General features: G+C 68.4%; 18 protein-coding genes and 1 pseudogene. 12 read left to right on the top strand and 7 right to left on the bottom strand.

Features of this window, described 5'->3' with window-relative positions; translation table 11 throughout:
* The first annotated feature begins 62 nt into the window (after positions 1-62).
* From ACW174_RS12745 to ACW174_RS12735, 3 genes are all read left to right on the top strand, one after another.
* The gene (locus ACW174_RS12745; RefSeq protein ID WP_492014809.1) at positions 63-2,750 is read left to right on the top strand and encodes an Rne/Rng family ribonuclease; all 2,688 of its coding nucleotides are present in this window, start codon (positions 63-65) and stop codon (positions 2,748-2,750) included.
* A gap of 65 nt (positions 2,751-2,815) precedes the next feature.
* Positions 2,816-4,225: a M48 family metalloprotease gene (locus ACW174_RS12740; RefSeq protein ID WP_492014808.1), complete on the top strand. Its 1,410-nt coding sequence runs from the start codon at positions 2,816-2,818 to the stop codon at positions 4,223-4,225.
* A gap of 16 nt (positions 4,226-4,241) precedes the next feature.
* Positions 4,242-5,042 carry a thioredoxin domain-containing protein gene (locus ACW174_RS12735; protein WP_492014807.1) on the top strand — a complete coding sequence of 267 codons (801 nt, stop codon included), beginning with the start codon at positions 4,242-4,244 and terminating at the stop codon, positions 5,040-5,042.
* Between the two features lie 2 nt (positions 5,043-5,044).
* On the opposite strand, the gene ACW174_RS12730 is transcribed toward ACW174_RS12735, so the two are convergent.
* From ACW174_RS12730 to ACW174_RS12700, 7 genes and pseudogenes are all read right to left on the bottom strand, one after another.
* Positions 5,045-6,739 carry a tetratricopeptide repeat protein gene (locus ACW174_RS12730; RefSeq protein ID WP_492014805.1) on the bottom strand — a complete coding sequence of 565 codons (1,695 nt, stop codon included), beginning with the start codon at positions 6,737-6,739 and terminating at the stop codon, positions 5,045-5,047.
* Positions 6,740-6,794: 55 nt separating this feature from the next.
* Positions 6,795-7,070, bottom strand: coding sequence for a hemolysin (locus tag ACW174_RS12725; RefSeq protein ID WP_492014804.1), 276 nt, complete (start codon positions 7,068-7,070; stop codon positions 6,795-6,797).
* Positions 7,061-7,351 carry an I78 family peptidase inhibitor gene (locus ACW174_RS12720; RefSeq protein ID WP_492014802.1) on the bottom strand — a complete coding sequence of 97 codons (291 nt, stop codon included), beginning with the start codon at positions 7,349-7,351 and terminating at the stop codon, positions 7,061-7,063. Before ACW174_RS12720 ends, ACW174_RS12725 begins: the two co-directional genes overlap by 10 nt.
* 16 nt (positions 7,352-7,367) lie before the next feature.
* Positions 7,368-7,682 (bottom strand): hypothetical protein, encoded by a 315-nt coding sequence (locus tag ACW174_RS12715; RefSeq protein WP_492014800.1) that lies wholly within the window; start codon positions 7,680-7,682, stop codon positions 7,368-7,370.
* 5 nt (positions 7,683-7,687) lie between these two features.
* Positions 7,688-8,149, bottom strand: a complete 462-nt coding sequence (locus ACW174_RS12710; protein WP_492017275.1) for a DNA polymerase III subunit chi — start codon at positions 8,147-8,149, stop codon at positions 7,688-7,690.
* A gap of 141 nt (positions 8,150-8,290) precedes the next feature.
* Positions 8,291-8,476: pseudogene (locus ACW174_RS12705) on the bottom strand (DUF559 domain-containing protein); the annotation flags it as partial.
* Positions 8,477-8,688: 212 nt separating this feature from the next.
* A complete protein-coding gene (locus ACW174_RS12700; protein ID WP_492014799.1) occupies positions 8,689-10,164 on the bottom strand; it encodes a leucyl aminopeptidase in 1,476 nt (491 codons plus the stop codon).
* A 193-nt stretch (positions 10,165-10,357) separates the two neighbouring features.
* Between ACW174_RS12700 and ACW174_RS12695 the strand changes: the two genes are divergently transcribed.
* From ACW174_RS12695 to ACW174_RS12655, 9 genes are all read left to right on the top strand, one after another.
* Entirely contained in the window at positions 10,358-11,431 is a 1,074-nt protein-coding gene (locus tag ACW174_RS12695; RefSeq protein WP_492014798.1) for an LptF/LptG family permease, read from the top strand.
* The gene (gene lptG, locus ACW174_RS12690; protein WP_492014797.1) at positions 11,428-12,558 is read left to right on the top strand and encodes an LPS export ABC transporter permease LptG; all 1,131 of its coding nucleotides are present in this window, start codon (positions 11,428-11,430) and stop codon (positions 12,556-12,558) included. Before ACW174_RS12695 ends, lptG begins: the two co-directional genes overlap by 4 nt.
* A gap of 45 nt (positions 12,559-12,603) precedes the next feature.
* Positions 12,604-15,027, top strand: coding sequence for an LPS-assembly protein LptD (locus ACW174_RS12685; RefSeq protein ID WP_492014796.1), 2,424 nt, complete (start codon positions 12,604-12,606; stop codon positions 15,025-15,027).
* Positions 15,028-15,128: 101 nt separating this feature from the next.
* A complete protein-coding gene (locus ACW174_RS12680; RefSeq protein ID WP_492014795.1) occupies positions 15,129-16,472 on the top strand; it encodes a peptidylprolyl isomerase in 1,344 nt (447 codons plus the stop codon).
* Positions 16,472-17,476, top strand: a complete 1,005-nt coding sequence (gene pdxA / locus ACW174_RS12675) for a 4-hydroxythreonine-4-phosphate dehydrogenase PdxA (RefSeq protein WP_492014794.1) — start codon at positions 16,472-16,474, stop codon at positions 17,474-17,476. The genes ACW174_RS12680 and pdxA overlap by 1 nt, the downstream gene beginning before the upstream one ends.
* A 9-nt stretch (positions 17,477-17,485) precedes the next feature.
* Entirely contained in the window at positions 17,486-18,358 is an 873-nt protein-coding gene (gene rsmA, locus ACW174_RS12670) for a 16S rRNA (adenine(1518)-N(6)/adenine(1519)-N(6))-dimethyltransferase RsmA (protein WP_492014793.1), read from the top strand.
* Between the two features lies 1 nt (position 18,359).
* Positions 18,360-19,514 carry a pyridoxal phosphate-dependent aminotransferase gene (locus ACW174_RS12665; protein WP_492014791.1) on the top strand — a complete coding sequence of 385 codons (1,155 nt, stop codon included), beginning with the start codon at positions 18,360-18,362 and terminating at the stop codon, positions 19,512-19,514.
* Positions 19,515-19,550: 36 nt separating this feature from the next.
* Positions 19,551-20,351, top strand: coding sequence for a crotonase/enoyl-CoA hydratase family protein (locus ACW174_RS12660; protein WP_492014789.1), 801 nt, complete (start codon positions 19,551-19,553; stop codon positions 20,349-20,351).
* 129 nt (positions 20,352-20,480) lie between these two features.
* Positions 20,481-20,879, top strand: a complete 399-nt coding sequence (locus tag ACW174_RS12655) for a host attachment family protein (protein WP_492014788.1) — start codon at positions 20,481-20,483, stop codon at positions 20,877-20,879.
* Positions 20,880-21,239: the final 360 nt, after the last annotated feature.

Below are 21,239 nucleotides of genomic sequence, written 5' to 3'. Positions count from 1 at the left end.
CGCCGCGTCCCTCAGCCACGTGCTGACCGGACGGGCCCGAGCGCGCCAGAGAGAGACTATCGATGTCAAAGACCATGTTGATCGATGCGGCGCACGCGGAAGAAACCCGCGTCGCCATCGTCGAGGGCCGTCAGGTCGAGGAATTCGACTTTGAATCCCGCGCGAAGCGCCAGCTTCGCGGCAACATCTATCTCGCCAAGGTCACCCGCGTAGAGCCCAGCCTGCAGGCTGCGTTCGTGGAATACGGCGGCAATCGCCACGGCTTCCTGGCCTTCAACGAGATCCACCCCGACTATTACCAGATCCCGGTCGCCGACCGTGAAGCCATCATGGCCGAGGCCCACTCGGACGATGACGATCACGACGACTTCGGCCGCGACAGCGACGACGGAGACCACGAAGGCGGCCTGGCCGAGGAGGAACGCCTGAAGCGCCGCCTGATGCGTCGCTACAAGATCCAGGACGTCATCAAGCGCCGTCAGATCCTGCTGGTGCAGGTCGTCAAGGACGAGCGCGGCGGCAAGGGCGCGGCTCTCACCACCTGGCTGTCGCTGGCCGGCCGCTACTGCGTGCTGATGCCCAATACCGGCAAGGGCGGCGGCATTTCCCGCAAGATCACCCAGGCCTCTGACCGCAAGCGCCTGAAGGCCGCCGCGGCCGCCCTGCATGTGCCGCAAGGGATGGGCCTGATCATTCGCACCGCCGGCGCCAAGCGCACCAAGGCCGAGATCAAGCGCGATTACGAATATCTGCTGCGCCTGTGGGAGACGATCCGCGAGACGACCCTGTCTTCCAACGCTCCGGCGATGATCTACGAGGAAGAAAACCTCGTCCGCCGCGCCGTGCGCGACATGTTCGACAAGGATTTCGACGGCATCCAGGTCGAGGGCGTGCAGGGCTTCAAGGAAGCGCGCGACTTCATGCGGGTGTTGATGCCCGCCCAGGCGAAGAAGGTGCACCTCTATCAGGGCTCGCGTCCGCTGTTCGCCTCGAACGGCATTGAAGAGACCCTGACCCAGATCCACCAGCCGGTCGTGAACCTGAAGTCCGGCGGCTATCTGGTCATCAACCAGACCGAGGCGCTGGTCGCCATCGACGTCAACTCGGGCCGCGCCACCAAGGAGCGCAACGTCGAGGCCACGGCCTTCAAGACGAACATGGAGGCCGCCGCCGAGGCCGCCCGCCAGCTGCGCCTGCGCGACCTCGCGGGCCTGATCGTCATCGACTTCATCGACATGGATGAGTCGAAGAACAATCGCGCGGTCGAGAAGGTGCTGAAGGACGCGCTCGCCAAGGACCGCGCCCGCATCCAGATGGGTCGCATCTCGGGCTTCGGCCTGATGGAGATCAGCCGTCAGCGGCGGCGTCTGGGCGTGATCGAGGGCGCCACCGAGATCTGCCCGCACTGTCAGGGCGCCGGCCGCATCCGCTCGGCGGAGAGCGCCTCGCTCGTCACCCTGCGCGCGGTCGACATCGAAGCCGGCAAGAACGGCGCGGGTTCGGTCAACCTGCGCGTCTGCACCGCCGTGGCCCTCTATATCCTGAACCACAAGCGCGACTATCTGCAGAGCCTGCTGATCCAGCGCGGCCTGAACGTGGTCATCCTCATCGACGACACCCTCGGTCAGGGCGAAAGCACCATCGAGCGGACCGAGACCAACGAAGACTTCACCCCGCCGGAAGGCGCGGATCCCTTCATCGATCTGGACGACGACTTCGACGACAGCGCCTACGCTGACGAAGAAGACGAGGACGAGGAGGACATCATCGAGGACGATGACGCCGATCTCGAACGCGAGGACGAGGACGACGATCAACCGCGCGAACGCGCGGAGCGCCAGGACGGCGATCGCGGCCGCGGCCGTGGCCGCAACCGCCGCCGCGGCGGTCGCCGTGACGAGGCGGACGCCCCCGCCGACGCGGGCGCCGAGATCGCCGCCGACGACAGCGTCCCCGCCCTGGCGGATGACGAGGATGACGGTGAAGGCGGACGCCGCCGTCGCCGCGGACGTCGTGGCGGTCGCCGGATGCGTGAAGAGGGCGGCGCCGCCGAGCGCGATTCCTTCTTCTGGGTCCGTGGCCGCACGCCTTCGCTGGACGATCCCTATGTCTGGTTCGACCCGATCGCCCCGGAACGCGCCCCGCGCGCCGAGGGTCCGGCCAAGGAAACCGATGCTGGCGACGTGGATGAAGTCGTCGGCGAACGTCCCGACGGTGAAGTCGGCGGCGAGCGCAACGGGCGTTCGCGCCGTCGTCGCGGTCGCGGTCGCGGCCGGGATCGCGGTTCGGACGCCGGCCTGACCCACGAGGTCAAGACCGAGACCCGCGCCACCAACGAAGGCATGCCCGCTGACGGTTCGCCGGACACGCCGGCCGCGGTCGTCATTCCGGACGCCGAAGTCGAAAGCGCCCCGGTCCTGATCGAAGAGCCCAAGCGTCGCCGCGTGCGCCGCAAGGTCTCCGCCTCCGCCGGCGAAGCGTCTGACGAGGCCCCGGTCTCGACGGTCGAGCCCAACGAGGCTGAGCCGGTCGGCGAGCCCGTCGTGCTGGATATCGCGCCGGACGCGCCGGTCGTGACGCCGGAGCCGGAAGTCGTCGCCGAAGAGGTCTCGGAGCCCATCCCGGCCCCGGTCGTCGAAGCGGTCGAACCTCCGAAGCCGGAAGTCGATGTCGCGGCCCTGATCGCGGAAGATCCGAACCAGATCGCCGCACCGCCCGAAAAGCCGAAACGTGGATGGTGGCGCCGCTGAAAGGCCGCGATTAGGTTGTGACCATAACAACGGGCGGGGGCGTCCGGGTCTTCAGGGAGTTCGCCATGTCCTGGCTGTCTCGAAACGCCGCCCGCCTGTCAGGCGTAGCGACCGCCATCGGCCTGGGGCTGATGGCGGCCTCCCCCGCCTCGGCCCAGAGCGCCATCCGGGACACCGAGATCGAGGCCATCATCCACGACTGGTCGGATCCCGTGTTCACGGCCATGGGCCTGGAATCGTCCGAAGTCGAAATCCTGCTGATCAACGAGGATGATCTCAACGCTTTCGCCACGCGCGGACGGATCATCGGGGTCAACACCGGATTGATCCTGCGCACCCGAAACGCCAACGAGCTTCTGGGCGTCATCGCGCACGAAGCCGGGCACGTGAAGAACCGCCACACCCTGCGTGACGGCGCCCAGCAGGCGGGCATGCAGCCCATGCTGATGACCATGGCCCTGGGCGCCCTCGCCATCGCCGCCGGCGCGCCGGACGCGGGCGCGATCCTGCTCGGCAACAGCCAGTATTTCGGCACCCTCAGCGCCCTGCGCTACATGACCCATCAGGAAGGCGAGGCCGACAACACCGGCGCCCGCGCGCTGGAACGGGCGGGTGAATCCGGCAAGGGACTGCTGACCTTCTTCGAGAATTTCCGGTCGCAGGAAGTCTTCTCCGACGCCCGGCGCTATCCCTATTTCCGCAGCCACCCGCTGTCGTCGGATCGCATCGAGAACCTGCGGCGTCTGGTGGCGGAACAACCGCATTACGATCATCAGGACAGCGCTGAGCGCGTCGCCCAGCACGCCCTGATCCTCGCCAAGATCCACGCCTTCATGGATGCGCCGAACAGCACCTTGCGCGCCTACCCGGAGACGGACGAGAGCCTGCCCGCCCGCTACGCGCGCGCCATCGCCTGGTATCGCGACGGCCAGACCGACCGCGCACTGACGGCGGTCGATGTCCTGCTGGGCGAGCAGCCGGAGAACCCGTATTTCTGGGAGCTGAAGGGCCAGATCCTGTTCGAGGAAGGTCGCCCGGCTGACGCCATCGGCGCGCACCAGCGCTCGGTCGAGCTGAAGCCTGACGCCCCCCTGCTGCGCATCAATCTGGCCCACGCCATGATCGAGACCCAGGACGCGGCCCAGATCGCCCTGGCCATCGACCAGCTGAAACGCGCCACCGCCCTGGAGGCCGACAACACCATGGGCTGGCGTCTGCTGTCGCAGGCCTATGCGACCCAGGGCAAGGAGGGCGAGGCGCGTCTGGCCTCCGCCGAAATGTATTTCGCCATGGGCGCCGAAACCCAGGCCACCCAGTTCGCCCTGCGCGCCCGTGACATGCTGCCCCGGGGCAGCAGCGAATGGACCCGCGCGATGGACATCGTGTTCGCCTCGGGCGCCACCCAGGACGACGTCGATGACGTCGACCGCCGCAACAGCCGCAACCGTCCGGTCGTCGTACCGGCCTCCAGCTGAGATTCCAAAGGACCGCATGACCGACGAAACGCCTGCCCCCCGTCCCGAACAGCCCTCGGCCGTGTCCCGTTTCCTGACCGGCCCGCGCGCCGGGGTGGCGGCGCTGGCGGTCTCGGCGGCGGCGTTGGCCCTGGCCGTCGTGCCCTATTTCGGCGGTGGAACCTCGGACGCCTCCATCCGCCGCTATCTGCTGAACCATCCCGAGATGCTTCAGGAAATGAGCCGCGCCCTTCAGACGAAAGAAAGCGTCGGCGTGGCCGAGGCGATTACGCGTCGCGCCGCCGCCAGCCCTTCCCTGCTCGCCGCCGACACGCGTGACGCCGCCTTCGGACCGGTAGACGCCAAGGTCACCGTGGTCGAATATTTCGACTTCCAGTGCCCGGGCTGCAAGGCGACCGCACCCGAAGTCCTGCGGATTATGCAGGCCAACCCCGACGTCCGTTTCGTCTTCAAGGACTGGCCGATCCTGGACCGGGGCGACCCGTCAGGTCCTTCGCACTATGCCGCCCGCGCGGCGCAGGCGGCGCACGACCAGGGCAAATACCTGCCGGTCTTCCGGGGTCTCATGGCCGAAGGCGACCTGACGACGGAGGCCGTCGATCGCATCCTCGCCGAGAATGGCGTGACACTGGAGGCCGCCCGCGCCGCCATCGCCAGCCCGGAAATGACCCGCCATCTGGTCGACACCGACGCCGCCGCCCTGGCCATGGGCCTGCAGGCGACCCCGACCTTCATCATCAACGGTCAGGCCCAGGCCAGCATCCAGCCGGAAGCGCTGGAAGCCGCGATCCGCGCCGCCAAGGCGCGCGCCCACTAGGGTCAGGCCAGTTTCAGATCCATCGCCCCGCCGATCCACTCAACCCGCGAGTGGCGGCGGGCTTCGGCGGCGGCGGCGGTGTCGCCCAGCGCCGTCTCGGCCTCGGCCAGCACGAAATAGCTGTACGGATCGTTCGGCCAGTCCTCGAGCAGTTCGGTGATCTTCGCCTTCGCTCCGGCGGCGTCACCCTTCATCAGCAGGGCGGCGGCCAGACTTCGGCGGGTGGGGAACCAGACAATGGGCGGATCGCCGCCTTCACTGCCCTCGCCCTGAATACGGGCGGCCGCGGCATAGGCTTCGGCGGCCGCATCCCAGTCGCCGTCGATCATGGCGGCGCGGCCTTCCAGAACGCGCTGGAAGACTTCGGTGAACTGGCTGCCCATGGCGGCCTGCCCTTCGGTCGGCAGACCGACGCGCAGGGCGGCGATGGCGGCGGCTTCCGCCCGCACAGCAGCGGCGTCACCGGCCCGCGCCGCAGCCTCACCGCGGGCGTAGCGCCAGCCGGCGCGCTGGATCGGCCGTCCCTCGGGCGGTTCCGCCAGCGCGGCGATCTGCGCGGGCGTTCCGTAACGCCCGTACAGGGCATAGGCGTTGTTCGCCATCGCCTGCGGCCAGGGCGAATCCATCCTCGGATCATCGCCCAGCACGGTCAGAAAGCGGTCCGCGAGCATGAGCCCCTGCTCCGCCCCGCCGGACATCAACGCGCCGCCCATGCCGAAATGGATGTTATGCCCGTGCAGGGGCATTCCCTTCACCCCGCCGGGCGGACGCGCCAGTTCGTCGTAACGCAGGTCCAGAGCCACGGCGTTGACGTTGGACATCATCGCCTCGCGATAGCGCCCCACCCGATAGAAGGTGTGCGAGGGCATGTGCACCAGATGGCTCGCGCCCGGCGCCAGCAGGGCCAGACGCTCGCCATAGGGGATCGCCTTGTGCGGATCGTCGGACCATTCGGTCAGGTGAATGTACAGGTGGATCGCGCCGGGATCGTTCGGCGCCTGGATCAGCGTCCGCTCCAGTATCTCCATCGCGCGGGTGATGCCGGGGTCCGCGGCCTTGCCGTCCTTGTCCCACCACTCGTCCGCCTTCAGCATCCAGGCGTCGGCGGTCAGCGCCGCCACGGTCACGTCCTGCGGATTGCGTCGGGCGATCCGGTCCATCGCCTGGGCGAAGCGACGGGCGCGGGTGTCCCGGCTTCCCGAATAGCGCTGGATCAGGGCGTCCATCATCTGACGCTGCATCGGCGTCGCGCGCCGCGCCGTCCGCCGGGCGTCGCGCGCCGCCTTCAGCGCCGCGGCCTGGCTTTCGTCGTCGGCGCCGCCGCCGTTCAGGTTCGGCCCCAGCGCCCAGGCCTCGCCCCACGCACACATGGCGCAGGTCGGGTCCAGCAGACGGGCCTTCCGGAAAGCGCGCACGGCTTCCTTGTGCTCGAACGCCCACCGCAGGCGGACGCCGTGGTTGAACCACGCCTGTGCGTCCGGATTGGCCGTATCGATGCTGAAGCCGCCGGTTCCGAAGCCGTCGACCATGACCATATCGGCCACCGGCGCGCCCGACAGGGCGGACCCCGCCCGGCCACAGGTCTGGGGCCGCTCGATCAGATCGCGCGCGGCCCGGTCCGCCGTCGCGTCGGCGACCGCCGCCGGTCCGATCAGGATCGTCGCCAGCGTCACGCCGGCCATCAGAAAGCGCTTCATCGCCTTGTCCCCCGTCTCGCGCTCATACTGAGGCCGAGACCGGGGTTCGCCAAGCTTAACCGCAGTCGACCCGCTCGATGATCCCGGTCTGCTCGTTGAAGCGCACATTCAGCCGATCCGCGCGGTAGTCCCGCGTGGTGGCGCAGGTCGTGCAGACGATGCGCACGTTCGCGCCGGCGGCGAAGTCGACCGCGCCGACATGGCTGCCGATCAACGACCGGGCGGCGGCGGCGTCGCAGGTCTGCGGCGCGTCGGTGTTCACGACGGGCTGGACCGGAGCGCATGCCCCGACCAGCATGACGGCGGCGGCGCCCGCCGCGATCAGCCGCATTTGACTTGCCGGATTACGCCGGTCGGTTCGTCATAGACGATGTTCAGGCGTTGCGGATTGTAGTCCATCGTCACCGGGCAGGTGGTGCAGGTCACGCGCCAGGTCTCGCCCGCGGGCTGTTGCGGCAGCTGGGCGCGGTTCGTGCCCACCAGCCTTTGATAGCGGTCGGCCTTACAGGCGGCGGGGCCGTCGGACGGCGGCGTCGCGGGATCGGACCCCGCAGTCGGCGCGCAGGCGGACAACAGTCCGACAGTCGCCAGGCTCAGCATCAGGATTCTCATGGGCGTTCTCCCTGGGTTAGCCGCAGCGGACCTGTTCGATGATCTGGGTCTGCTCGTTGAAAAGAATGTTCAGACGGTACGGCGAGAAGTCCTGCGTCACCGGACAGGTGGTGCAGGTCACGCGTCGGTTCACGACGTCCACGGGGACCGGAATGTCGGTCTTCGGCTTGCCGACCAGATACTGCATCTCGCCGGCCCGGCAGACATCGACGGTGGAGGTCTGCGGGTTGCGGGTGCCGACGGGCTGGTTCTGCTCCGCGGCCTCGATGGCGCGGGGCGCCGGGGCGTCTGACGCCGGCGGGGTCGAGGTGCAGGCCGCCAGGGCGGCCAAGGCGATCAGGCCGCCTTTTCCCAGCGTCCTTCGGGCGACTGTTTCCAGTAGGCCAGATTGGCTCCGGCCTCCTTCAGCGCCTTCCACCGCGCCCGCGCGCCGGTCAGCGAGGTCTCGTCGCGTCCGTCGAACAGAATGAAGCATCGTTCCAGTGTCTCCGTATCGCCAAGCTCTGAGCCATCCAGGATGAACAGCGCCTGAGCGGCGTTCGGGTTCTCGACAGTCTGCGTCAACACGATCGGCTGGCGATCCGCATGCGGCTCGCCGGCGCGCCCGTGGGCCAGGAAGCTCTCGTCGCGCCACGTCCACAGATGATCGTCCATGTCGTCCAGCAGACGCGCGTTGGAGGCCCGCACCACCGCCCGCCAGCCGCGCTCGCGCGTCTTCTCCAGCAAGCCGGGCAGGACGTCGCCGAGGCTGGACCGTTCCAGATGGTAGAACCAGATTTCGGGAGAAGCAGGACTCACGCCCTTCCCCCCTTGCGGGGGAAGGTGGCTCGCGGAGCGAGACGGATGGGGGGTGTGTTCCCCGGTCTTGCCAGCATGTGCGCGTATCGCATCCAGAACCGTGTTGGGCTTTGCGAGGATCGTCTCGTTGCCGAAGCGCAGGATGACGAATCCCTGCGCCCTTAGCCAGTCGTCCCGCGCGTCATCTTCGAGTTTGCGGAGAATGTGTACCCCGCCGTCCGCTTCGAGGATCAGCTTGGCCGCGAGACAGCAGAAGTCGACGACATAGGGACCGATGGGCATCTGTCGGCGGAAGCGAAGTCGGGCGACTTGCCGGTCTCTAAGCATCTGCCATAGCGCGCGCTCGGCACGGGTCGGCGTCTTCCTCAGACGCCGAGCAGACGCGTATGCCCTGTCAAAGTGGACAGCCATAGATTGCACATTAGCCGCAACCTGAAGCGTTGACACCCCCCATCCGTCCGGCTCCGCCGGACACCTTCCCCCGCAAGGGGGGAAGGATCAGTGAGGCGCCGTCATCCCCTGAGGTGGACGGACCGAGATCAGGACTCGTAGGAGTCCTTCACCATCCGGTCGAGCGTGCGCACGCCCCAGCCCACGGGGCCGTCCGGCACGGTCGGGTTGCGGCTGTCCTTGACCCAGGCGGTCGGGGCGATGTCGATGTGCGCCCACGGCGTGCCGTTGGTGAAGCGCTGCAGGAACAGGGCGGCGGTGATCGAACCGCCGGCGCGGCCGTTGCCGGTGTTCTTCACATCGGCGATCGGGGTGTCGATGTGGCGCTCGTAGAAGGCCGGAATCGGCATCCGCCAGGCGTTCTCGCCGACCTTGGGACCGGCGGCCAGGAAGTTGTTGGCCAGTTCGTCCGAGTTCGAGAAGACGCCGGCGTATTCCAGGCCCAGCGCCACGATCATCGCGCCCGTCAGGGTCGCCAGATCCAGCATGAATTTCGGCTTGAAGCGCTCCTGCGTGTACCAGAGGCAGTCCGCCAGAACGAGGCGGCCCTCGGCGTCGGTGTTCAGCACCTCGACCGTCTGGCCCGACAGGGAGACGACGACGTCGCCCGGGCGCTGGGCGTTGCCGTCCGGCATGTTCTCGACCAGACCGATGACGCCGACGACATTGGCCTTGGCCTTGCGGCCTGCGAGAGCGTGCATGAGGCCGACCACGGCGGCCGAACCGCCCATGTCCCACTTCATGTCTTCCATGCCGTCCGCCGGCTTCAGCGAGATGCCGCCGGTGTCGAAGCAGACGCCCTTGCCGACGAAGGCGATCGGCTGTTCGCCCTTGGCGCCGCCGTTCCACTTCATGATCACGACCTGGCTGTCGCGCACACTGCCCTGGCCGACGGCCAGCAGGGTGCGGAAGCCGAGTTTCTCCAGCTCCTTCTCGCCGAGGATCTCGACCTCGAGGCCCAGCTTTTCCAGCGCCTTGACGCGCCTGGCGTACTCTTCCGGGTAGAGGATGTTCGCCGGCTCGGCGACCAGATCGCGCGAGAACTCGACCGCGTCGGCGACCGCCGAATAGCTCGCCCAGGCGGCTTCGGCGGCCGTCACGTCGGCGGCGACGACCTTAATCGTCTCGATCGACGGCGTCTTCTCGGCCTTCAGCGTCGTGCGGTATTTGAGGAACCGGTAGCTGGCCAGACGGGCGGCGAAGGCCGCGCGGGCGGCCTGATCGGCCGACAGATAGCTGGCGTCGATGGTCAGCGAGGTCGCGCCCGACAGCTTCACGGCGTGATAGGCGGCGCCGGCGGCGGCCTCCAGCGCCAGATCATCGAACTTGGCCGGATCGCCCGCGCCGGTCAGCACGACGGTCGCAGCATCCACGCCCGCGGGGGCCGCGACGATCAGGGTGCTGTTGGAGCCGCCGGTGAACCGGCTGTTCGTCATCGCCTTGGTCAGGGCGCCCGACGTGGCGTTATCCACAGCCGATCCATTGCCCGCGAAGGCGCGGCCGTCATGAACCAGGACGGCCAGAACCTCGGCGGCGCTGGCCGAGGCGACGAATTCGATCTTCATTTACTGCTCCCGCCGGGATGAAAGCCCCGGTCTTGTGCGAGTGGGATTGTCCGCGCGGTTTCACCGGCGCAAACGGGTGTGTATTAGATGCTCTCCCTCGCCGCCGCCTGCAACGGGCGATTTCTATTCCCTCATGACGTTGATTCAAGGCTACCTTTTCCGCCAGATAGGCCGCCCGGTGTTGGCGGCGTGCTTGGCGCTGGCCGGAATCGGCATTCTCAGCCAGAGCCTCGACCAGCTCGAATTCATCGTTGAGCGCGGCCAGAGCGTCTGGGTCATGGTGAAATTGACCCTGCTGGCCCTGCCCCAGCTGCTGGCCGTCATTATTCCCATCGGCCTGTTCGTGGGCGCACTGACCGCCCTGACCCGCCTGCAGCGGGAGCAGGAGCTGACCGCTGTCTTCGCCTCGGGCGTCACGCGCTGGCAGGCGATCCGGCCGATGATGAAGCTGGCGATCATCGCCGCCCTGCTGACCCTGTTCATCACCACCGTGGCCCAGCCCTGGGCGCAGCGGGAGGCGCGCAACGAGACCTTCGCCGTCCGCACCGACCTCGCCGCCCTGCTGGTGGAAGAAGGCAATTTTGTTCAGGGGCCCAAGGGCCTGACCGTCTATGTCCAGCAGATCGAACAGAACGGCCTGCTGAAGAACCTGTTCGTCTACGTGCAGGACGGCGACAAGACGACGACGTGGGACGCCGCCGAGGCCCGTTTCAGCCGCATCGACGGCCAGCCTTATCTGACCCTGCTGAACGGGTCGTGGCAGCGGTATTCCTCGCGGGGCGTGCTGGAGTATCTGTCCTTCGGCCGTCAGGACCTGCCGCTGGCCCAGTACGTCGATGTCAACGACGCCGTCCGCTACAAGCCCGCGGATCTCTATCTGCCCCAGCTGTTCAACCCCTCGCCGCGCGATCTCGAAAAGGTCGGCTCCGCAGGTCAGCTGGCGGCCGAGGGTCACTCGCGCCTGACCGCCCCGCTGTACGCCCTCATGGCCATGGCGATGGCCCTGGCGGCCCTGCTGGGCGGTTCGTTCAGCCGGACGGGATATAGCCTGCGCATCGCCCAGGCGGCCGGCGCCTTCCTCGTCGTCCGCATCCTCGGCTACGGCGTCGTCGCCGCCAGCGCCTGGAATGGCTGGCTCAATATCTTCCAGTACATCCTGCCCATCGCCGCCACGGCCGTCGCCCTGCGCCTGCTGTTCCGCGCGCTCAAGCCTCGCCGCCGCCGTCGCTGGCCGGCGCTGGAACGGCTGAAGGCGAGGTTCGCATGACCGGTCGCACCTCGCTCAAGGCGCCCTGGCTGCGCATCGGCCGGATCGAGCGCTATGTGCTGGTCCAGCAGGCGCGCTCGCTGGCGGTCGCCCTTGGCGTCATCTCCGCCCTGATCATGCTGATCGACTTCGTGGAGATTTCCCGCGGGGTGGGTTCGGATGTCGACCTCTCGGCCCTGCGCATTCTGGGCCTGATGGCGCTGAAGTCGCCCCAGGTGATTTTGCAGCTCCTGCCCTTCGTCTTCCTGTTCGGCACCCTCGGCGCCTTCGTCGGCCTGAACCGGCGCAGCGAACTGATCGCCATGCGCGCCGCCGGGGTTTCAGCCTGGCGATTCGTGCTTCCGGCCGCCGGAGCGGCCTTCCTGTTCGGTATTCTGACCGTGGCCGCGCTCGGTCCCGCGGCCTCGGCCGCCGACGGCCTGTTCCAGCGTGAGCGTTCGCGCCTCTCCGGCTCCGTCGCCGGGTCGGACACGCCCCAGGCCATCTGGATTCGCGAGGGCGACGACACCCGTCAGATGGTCGTCCGCGCCGACCGGCAGGACCGCGCGGGCGGACGGCTGCTGGACGTGACCTTCTTCATCTACGTCAACGACGGCGAGGGCCAGCGCGCCTTCTCGGAACGGATCGACGCCGCCTCGGCCTCGCTCAGCGCGGGGCGCTGGCGTCTGGTTGACGCCGTCGGCGCCCAGATCGGCCAGCGCGCGGTGCGATACGCGACCCTCGACCTGCCCTCCAGCCTGGCGGACGAGGAAGCCTTCGAACGCTTCGCCCGCCCCCAGTCGACGCCCTTCTGGTCCCTCCCGGCGCAGATCGCCCGGGTCGAGAACGCCGGCTTTTCGTCCACGGCCTACGCCCTGCGCCTGCAACAGTTGTTGGCGACGCCGCTGATGTTCGCGGCCATGTCGATTCTCGCCGCCGCCTTCTCCCTGCGCCTGATGCGCCTGGGTGATCTGGCGCGGATGAGCGCCGCCGCCGTGGTGCTGGGCTTCGCCTTCTTCTTCATCAATCAGGCCGCCTCGGCTTTCGGTTCCGCCGAGGTTATCCCCCCGTGGCTGGCCGCATGGCTGCCGCCATTGCTGACAGCGCTCGCCGCGTTCACCTTGCTGTTCTATACCGAGGACGGCTAAGCGATCCGTCGCCTTCCTGCCCTGCCTTTTCTGAAGTGAGCTTGCATGCAGCGTGACCGCCGCTGGCCCCGTACCGCAGCCCTGCGCCGCCGGCTCCTCGCCGGGGTGGGCGCGGTGGCGCTGGTCGCCTCAGGCGGCACGGCCTTCGCCCAGCAGACGCCCGCGCCGCAACCGGCCAACGCGCCCGGCGCGGACGGCCTGCCGCCGAACGCCGTCTACCTCGAGGCCGATTCGACCACCCGCACCGGCGACGTCATCACCGCGACCGGCGCAGAGGAGCGGGTGCTGGCCCGGTTCCAGAACACCACCCTGCGCGCGGGCGAGGTCAGCTATGACCTGAACCTGGGCATCGCCAGCGCCCGTGACCGCGTGGAGTTCACGGATCCCGACGGCAACCAGGTCTTCGCCAGCCAGCTTCAGCTCGACTCGGACCTGCGTGCGGGCATCGCCGTCGATTTCGCGAGCCGCTTCCGCAACGGCGCCAGTCTGATGGCGGCCACGGCGGTCCGACGGAGCGAGCGGGTCAACGAGCTCAACTACGCCATCTTCACGCCCTGCCCGATCTGCGACGCGGACGGAAACCCGAAACAGCCCAGCATCTCGATCCAGGCGGAGAAGGTGGTTCAGGACGAGGCCCTGCGCGCCATCCTGTATCGCAACGCGGTGTTCCGGATCGGGGGTGTGCCGGTCTTCTACCTGCCCTTCTTCTCGCACCCCGACCCGACGGTGGAGCGGGCGTCGGGCTTCCTGGTGCCGATCCCCAGCTATGATCAAGGCCGCGGCATCAGCGTCGAGGCGCCCTATCTACAGGTCATCTCGCCATCGGAAGACTGGCTCATCAGCCCGCAGTTCAATGCGGATGTCGCGCCCTTCCTGAACCTGCAATGGCGCCGCCGCTTCTCGAACGGCATGATCGTCGCGCGCGGCGGCTACACCTACGAGAAGAATTTCGGCGATTTCGACATCGACGGCGACGGCGACATCGAGAACGACGTCCGCTTCGGCGACCGGACCAGCCGCAGCTATTTGCTGGCTTACGGCTCATTCGATCCCGACGGCCCGTGGCGCTGGGGCTTCACCGCTGAACGGACGTCCGACAAGACCCTGTTCGACCGCTACGACATCCGCGATCCCTATCAGGATAACGGCCTGTACTACGGCGACGAACGCCGCCTGATCTCGCAGCTGTATGCCGAGCGTCAGACCGCCCGTTCCTACGTCTCCATCGCCGCCTTCTCGATCCAGAGCCTTCGGGTGAAGGAGTTCAACGTCGATACGCCGGCGTTGAACATCTTCGAAAGCGACGGCGAACTGCCCTATGTCGCGCCGCTCATCGAGGCGCGGTGGGAGCCGGACGGTCCGGTTCTCGGCGGCCGCCTCCGTCTGCGCGGATCCGCCGTCTCACTGTATCGCGATGACTATATCGGCAGCCCCGTCCTTCGTCCGGACCTGATTCCGGCCGGACCGACCCTCGGCTACCCGGGCATCGACAGCCGTCGCGTTTCGGGTCAGGCGGAATGGCGTCGCGCGATGACCTCGCCCATGGGCCTGCGCTGGGAGCCGTTTGTCGACGTCCGCGCCGACATCTACTCCGTCAGCGACCTGCCGCCGGTTCTGGGCGTCGATGGCGACACCATCACCCGCAGCCGCGCCACCGCCGGTCTGGACGTGTCGTGGCCGCTGATCCGCCGTATCGCGCCGGGCGCCGACCTGATCATCGAGCCGATGGCCCAGCTGTCGATCTCCACCGACCCGGACCTCGACCCCCGTATTCCGAACGAGGACAGCGCCACGCTGGAACTGGACGAGAGCTCCCTGTTCCGCATCGACCGCTTCCCCGGTTACGACATGCTGGAGGGCGGCCTGCGATTCACGACCGGGGCCCGGACGACCCTGCGCTGGGGCGAAGGCCGTCAGGCCAGCCTCTTCGTCGGGCGCAGTTTCCGCGACAGCGAACAGTCCGCCTTCCTGATTCCCGTGCCTGATGCGCCCGGCCTGCTTTACGATCCGACCGGCCTGTCGGCTGACACCTCGGACTGGGTGGTGCAGGGCAGTTTCTCTCCCTCCGACCGGATTCGCGGCTGGGGCCACGCCACCATCGATTCGTCCGGCGACATCCGTCGCGCAGAAGTGGCGGCAGACGGACGTTGGGGCCTGCGCAATCTGGCGACGGTCAGCTACATCGTTGACCGCTCCAATCCCCTGCCGGGCCCGGCAAACCGAAACTACGAGTTTGTTCAACTGGCCGGTCAACAGTTCGTCTATGGCAACTGGGGCGTGGCCGGATCCGCCATCGCCGACCTCGAGCGGGACATCATCACCCGCTCGGAAGTCGGCCTGCTGTTTGACGACGACTGCTTCCGCTTTGAGCTGGGGTGGCGCCGGGACAACACAAGCGTTCGACCAAGTGGACCGTCCGAAGGCATCTATATCCGCCTAAACCTCGCCACTTTCGGCGGTACAGGGTAAGGACAGGGCGACGGGCGCTGACCGACGCGCGACTCGGGCTGCGCGACACGCCGTATCCCCTGATCGAACCGGGCGGCGCCGATTGAGGAATCAGGACTGACATGCGTTTGCAGCGTTATTTGACGGGCGTGGCCGTAGCCGCCCTGCTGGCCGGTTCGGCCGTAGCCCAGACCGTTCCGGGACGACTTCCCGCGGCTGCGGGGACGCTGAACCCCGCCGCGGAACAGGCTCCGACCTCCGCCCCGGCCGCCGCGCCGCAGTTCCAGTTGGCCGACGGCATTCTGGCCACGGTCAATGACAGCGTCATTACGGGCTTCGACCTGCGTCAGCGCATGCTGCTGCTGATCGCCATGACCCAGGTCCAGCCGACCCCCGAGAACCTGCCGGCGATCCAGCAGCAGGCCATCAACGCCCTCATCGACGAACGCCTCCAGGCGCAGGAACTCACCAAGTACGAGGACCTGAAAGTCACCGACGAGGAACTGGATCGCGAAGTCGCGGCCATGGCCGAAGAAGTCGGCACCACGCCGGAAAACTACGTTCAGTACCTGGCCCAAGGCGGCATCCGCCCGCAGACCTTCCGCGAACAACTTCGCACCCAGCTCGGCTGGTCCCAGCTGGTCGGCGGTCGCTTCCAGAGCCGCGCCCGCGTCAGCCCGGCCGCCGTCGCCGCGGCCCTTCGCTCGGCCAACGAGGCCGCATCCAAGAAGCAGTATCTGATCGGCGAAATCTACATCGAGGCCAGCCGCGTCGGCGGTCAGCAGGCGGCGCTGAACGGCGCCAACCAGCTCGTGGCCCAGATGGTTCAGGGCGCGCCGTTCCAGAGCGTCGCCCAGCAGTTCTCGGCCGCCCCGTCGGCCACCCGCGGCGGCGACGCCGGCTGGGTTGTCGAAGGCAGCGTCCAGCCCGCCCTTCAGGAAGCGCTTGAACAGCTCGCCCCCGGTCAGCTGTCGCGCCCGATCCCGGTCGATGGCGGCGTGTATGTTATTTACATGCGGGACAAGCGGGACGGGGCTTCGGCCAGTCTGGTGTCGATGAAGCAGGTGATGGTCGAGCTGCCGGAAACGGCGAGCGAGGCGGATGTGGCGGCGGCGTCGCAGCGGCTGGAAAGCCTGCGCGGCCAGCTGACCTGTGACAATATCCTGACGCGCGCGCGGTCCGAACAGGGGCTGCTGGGCGCGGATCTGGGCGAATCCGACATCCAGAACCTGGCGCCGCAGTTCCAGCAGGTCGCCCGGTCGGCCGAGATCGGCGCCGTCAGCTCGCCGGTCCGCACCCCGCTGGGCGTCCACCTGCTGGCCGTCTGCGGTCGCCGCGTCGGCGGCACGGAAGCCCCCGACGCCCGCGCGGTCGAGAACCAGATCTTCCGCCAGAACCTGGCCACCTTGGGCCGCCGCTACATGCGCGACCTGCGTGAAGACGCCCTGATCGAGTACAAGAACTGATGACGCCTCCGCCTGCCCCGCTGGCTCTCTCCATGGGGGAACCGGCGGGCGTGGGACCGGAGATCATCGCCCGCGCCTGGGCCGCCCTCAGGGGCGAGGGCCCGGTCTTCGCCGTCATCGGCGACGCGGCCCTGCTGCGCGCACAGGGCCAGCCTGTCCAGTCCATCCCGCACATCAGCGAGGCGGCCGCCGTCTTCGCCAGCGGCATCCCGGTGCTGGACCAGCCCCTGCCCGCCCCCGTCACGCCCGGCCAGCCGGCCCTCGCCAACGCCGGCCCGGTCGCCGACTGGATCGAGCAGGCGGTCAATCTGGCGATGTCCGGCGAAGCCTCCGGCGTGGTCACCGCCCCCATCGCCAAGGCGCCGCTGTACGCCGCCGGTTTCCGCTTTCCCGGCCACACCGAATTCATCGCCGAACTGACCGCCGACGCCCCGTTCAGCGGCACGCGCGGTCCGGTGATGATGCTGACCGCCCGCGACCTCCGCGCCTGTCTGGTCACGATCCACTCGCCGCTGGCCGAGGTGCCCGAACTGGTCACCGCCGAGCGGCTGCAACGCACCGTGCGCGTGGTCCACGAATCGATGAAGCGCGACTTCGGCATCGCCCGTCCGCGTCTGGCCGTCGCCGCCCTGAACCCCCATGCGGGCGAAGGCGGGGCGCTGGGACTGGAAGAGATCGAGGTCATCGGCCCCGCGCTGGACGTCCTGCGTGACGAGGGCCTGTCGATTACCGGCCCTCTGCCGGCCGACACGATGTTCCACGACGAGGCGCGGGCCGCCTATGACGCCGCCATCTGCCTGTATCACGACCAGGCCCTGATCCCGGTCAAGACGCTGGACTTCTGGGGCGGCGTGAACGCCACCCTGGGCCTGCCGGTCGTCCGGACCTCGCCCGATCACGGCACGGGCTTCGAGATCGCCGGCAAGGGCGTGGCGCGGGCCGACAGTCTGATCGCGGCGATCCGGCTGGCCGGAGTGATGGCGGCGGCGCGCGCGGTGCGCTAGTCAGCGTTTGTGACCACAGACCTTTCCCTCCGCGAACATCTCGACGCTCACGGCCTCGCGGCCAAGAAGAGCTTCGGGCAGCATTTCCTGCTGGACCTCAACGTGACGCGCAAGATCGTGCGGCTGGCGGGCCCGTTCGAGGGCCGGCCGGTGATCGAGGTCGGGCCCGGGCCCGGCGGTCTGACGCGGGCGCTTCTGGAGAGCGACGCGGGCAAGGTCGTTCTGGTCGAGAAGGACCCGCGGTTCATCCCGCTGCTGACCGAGCTGGAGACCGGCGACGGGCGGCTGGTCGTGGTCGAGGCGGACGCGCTGAACGTGCGCGAGGACCAGCTGGTCGAGGGGCCGGCGCATCTGGTGTCCAACCTGCCGTACAATGTCGGCACGCCGCTGCTGATCAAATGGCTGACCGGGCCGTGGACACCGCAGACCCTGACCCTGATGTTCCAGAAGGAGGTCGCCGAGCGGATCGTGGCGCGGCCGGGCGAGGACGCCTATGGCCGACTGGCGGTGATTTCGCAGGCTGTGGCCGAGGCCAAGCTGGTCATGCACCTGCCCGCCGCCGCCTTCACCCCGCCGCCCAAGGTCGCCAGCGCCGTGGTGCATCTGGTCCCGCGCGAGGACCGGCCGGATCGCGCCCTGCTGAAGGCGCTGGAGCGGGTCACCGCCGCCGCCTTCGGCCAGCGCCGCAAGATGCTGCGCTCCAGCCTGAAGCAGCTGGGGGGCGCCGAATTGTGCGAGGCCGCCGGGATTTCCCCGGAAGACCGGGCCGAGGTGATCGATCTGGACGGCTTCCTGCGGCTGGCCCGAGCCTCGGCCGGACAGGCCCAGCCGACGGCGCCGACAGACGAGGGCGCGGTCCTGATGCGGCGCAAGCGGACCTGACGTGACCGCCGACATCGACCCGTTCCGCGCCATCGGCATCAGCCGCCTGGCCCACGCCCTGAAGGCCCAGGGGCGGTCGATCATCCATATGGAGTTCGGCCAGCCGTCGACCGGCGCCCCGCCCGCCGCCATCGCGCAGGCGCATCGGGTGCTCGACACGGAGGCCATGGGCTATTGGGAGAGCGCGCCGCTGCGCGAGCGGATCGCGCGGCTCTATGCCGAACGGTACGGCGCGGCGGTCAATCCCGACGCCATCCTGATCACCTGCGGGGCGTCGCCGGCGCTTGTGCTGACCCTGTCGGCGGCCTTCGCGCCCGGAGACAAGATCGCCCTGGCCCGGCCCGGCTATGTCGCCTATCGCAACACGATCAAGGCGCTGCACATGGTCCCGGTCGAGATCGACTGCGGACCGGAGGTGCGGTTCCAGCTGACCGCCGCCGCCGTCGCCGCCCTCGATCCCGCGCCGCAGGGGCTGATCGTGGCCAGCCCGGCCAACCCGACCGGCACCATCATCGCCGCCGACGAGCTGGCCGCCATCGCCGCCGTCTGCGCCGAGCGCGGCATCCGCATCGTGTCGGACGAAATCTACCACGGGCTCAGCTATGTCGGGCCGACGCCGTCAATGCTGTCGTTCGCGCCCGACGCCTTCATCATCAACAGCTTCTCCAAATACTGGAGCATGGCCGGGTGGCGGCTGGGCTGGCTCGTGGCGCCGGAAGGCCTGATCGATCAGTGCCGCGCCCTGATCGGCAACCTGTTCCTGACCGCGCCGTCGCTGGCCCAGCACGCCGGACTGGCGGCGATGGACGAACAGGAGGTGCTGGAAGGCCACGTCGCCGGCTATGCCCGCAACCGCGACCGGATGCTGGCCGCCCTGCCCGCCCTGGGCCTGAAGTCCATCGCCCCGCCGGACGGCGCCTTCTACATCTGGGCCGACATCGGCCACCTGACCGACGACAGCCTGGCCTTCTGCGAGCAGTTGCTGCGCGACACCGGCGTGGCCACAGCCCCCGGCGTCGATTTCGACCCCGTCCACGGCCACCGCTTCATGCGCTTCAGCTTCGCGGTGTCGACAGCGGAGGTGGAAGAGGCGTTGAGGCGGATGGAGCCGTGGTTCGCGGCGCGGGCTACCTCGCGCTTCCCTTCCGCGCGGTAAGCCGCCTAACACTGCGGACAGTCCGAGGGAAACGCCATGACCGAACGCCTGAGCATCCAGTTCGAGGACGGCGTCGCCGATGTCCGCCTGAACCGCCCTGACAAGCTTAACGCCCTCGATATGCCCATGCTGGAAGCCTTGGCCGAGGCGCCCGCGCGACTGGCGGCTGAGCCCGGTCTGCGGGCCGTGGTCCTGTCCGGCGAAGGGCGCGGCTTCTGCGCGGGGCTGGATATGGAAACCATGGCCGGGCTGGCCGGCGCGGGGCTGGATATCATCACCCGCACCCATGGCCTGGCCAATCTGTTTCAGCAGACCGCCTGGGGCTGGCGCAACCTGCCGGTTCCGGTGATCGCGGCGGGTCATGGGATCGTCTTCGGCGGCGGGCTGCAGGTCTTTTCCGGCGCCGATATCCGCATCGCCCATCCCGACACCCGCCTGTCGGTCATGGAGATGAAATGGGGTCTGGTCCCGGACATGGCCGGAAACGCCCTCTGGCGTGGCCTTGTGCGCGACGACGTGCTGCGCGAACTGATCTACACGGCGCGCGAGTTCACCGGCGAACAGGCCGTGGGTCTGGGCTTCGTCACCCGACTGGCCGACGCCCCCCATGCGGAAGCCCTCGCCCTTGCCCGGGAGATCGCCGCCCGCAACCCGGATGCCGTGCGCGGCGCCAAACGTCTGGCCAATCTGGCGCGGGATGAGGGTGCGGGCGCGATCCTGCTGGCCGAGGCCCGCGAACAGGCCGCCTTGGTCGCCACCCCGAACCAGTTGGAGGCGGTGATGGCCAACCTTCAGAAACGCTTGCCGAAGTTCGAGGATCAGCCGCCCTGCCGATAAACCCCCGCCCGCCTCGGGGGGCGAAAGGCTTGAACGCAAGACGGGCCTCCCCTTTTCGCCGCAGCCTCGCGTGGCAACTCCGGCGGCGGGGGGACGTTAAGCGGGTCCCCCAACAATCGGAGACTCCAGATGAAACTTCCCAAGGGCGCCCTCGTGGCCGTCGTCGATGGCGAAAAGCTGGCGCTGTTCGAGAACACGGGGCAGCAGGACGTCGCCCTGACCGCGAAGCCCGTCCCCGAGATCGCCGAGCGCGCCTCCGGCGCCGCCGGCCGGATCTCCAGCGAGGCCAACCCCGACAATGACACCCAGGCCGAGGACGGCTTCGCCATGGGCGTGGCCGAGGTGCTGAACAAATGGGTGCTGAACAACAAGGTCGAGCACCTGCTGGTCATCGCCGCCCCCAAGACCCTGGGTCAACTGCGCAAGGGCTGGCACAAGGAAACGACCGCGCGACTGGTCGGCGAGATCGCCAAGGACCTGACCGGCCATTCCACTGATGAGATCGCGGCGGCGATCGAGAAGGCGTAGCGAAGGCGCGAGTGGCGAGTGGCTAGCGGCTAGTGGCTAGCGAGGTCTCCGCCTTCCTCCCGATGACGCGATCAACAAAAAGGGCCGCCCCTTGCAGGGCGGCCCTTCCATTGTTCAGCCTTGTCGGCCGATCAGGCGCGAGCCCCCGGGAGGGCGGAGGTCACGTCCGTCAGAGCCGCGCGCGGCGTGAGACAATGAGACATTCGACCACCTCCTTTCGATTGTTGAAACAGTAGGTTGGAGATGGGGGCAGATGGGACGGCGTCAAGAGGAGGCGCGCGTTTGGCGCGGGTGCGATGATCGGATTTCGACCCTCGCCGGGATCGGCCGGGTCTGCTGCCTGTCAATCCTGCGAACGAC

It is taken from the genome of Brevundimonas sp. AVps31 (genome assembly GCF_058681355.1).
This window is presented reverse-complemented; position numbering and strand designations above follow the sequence as displayed.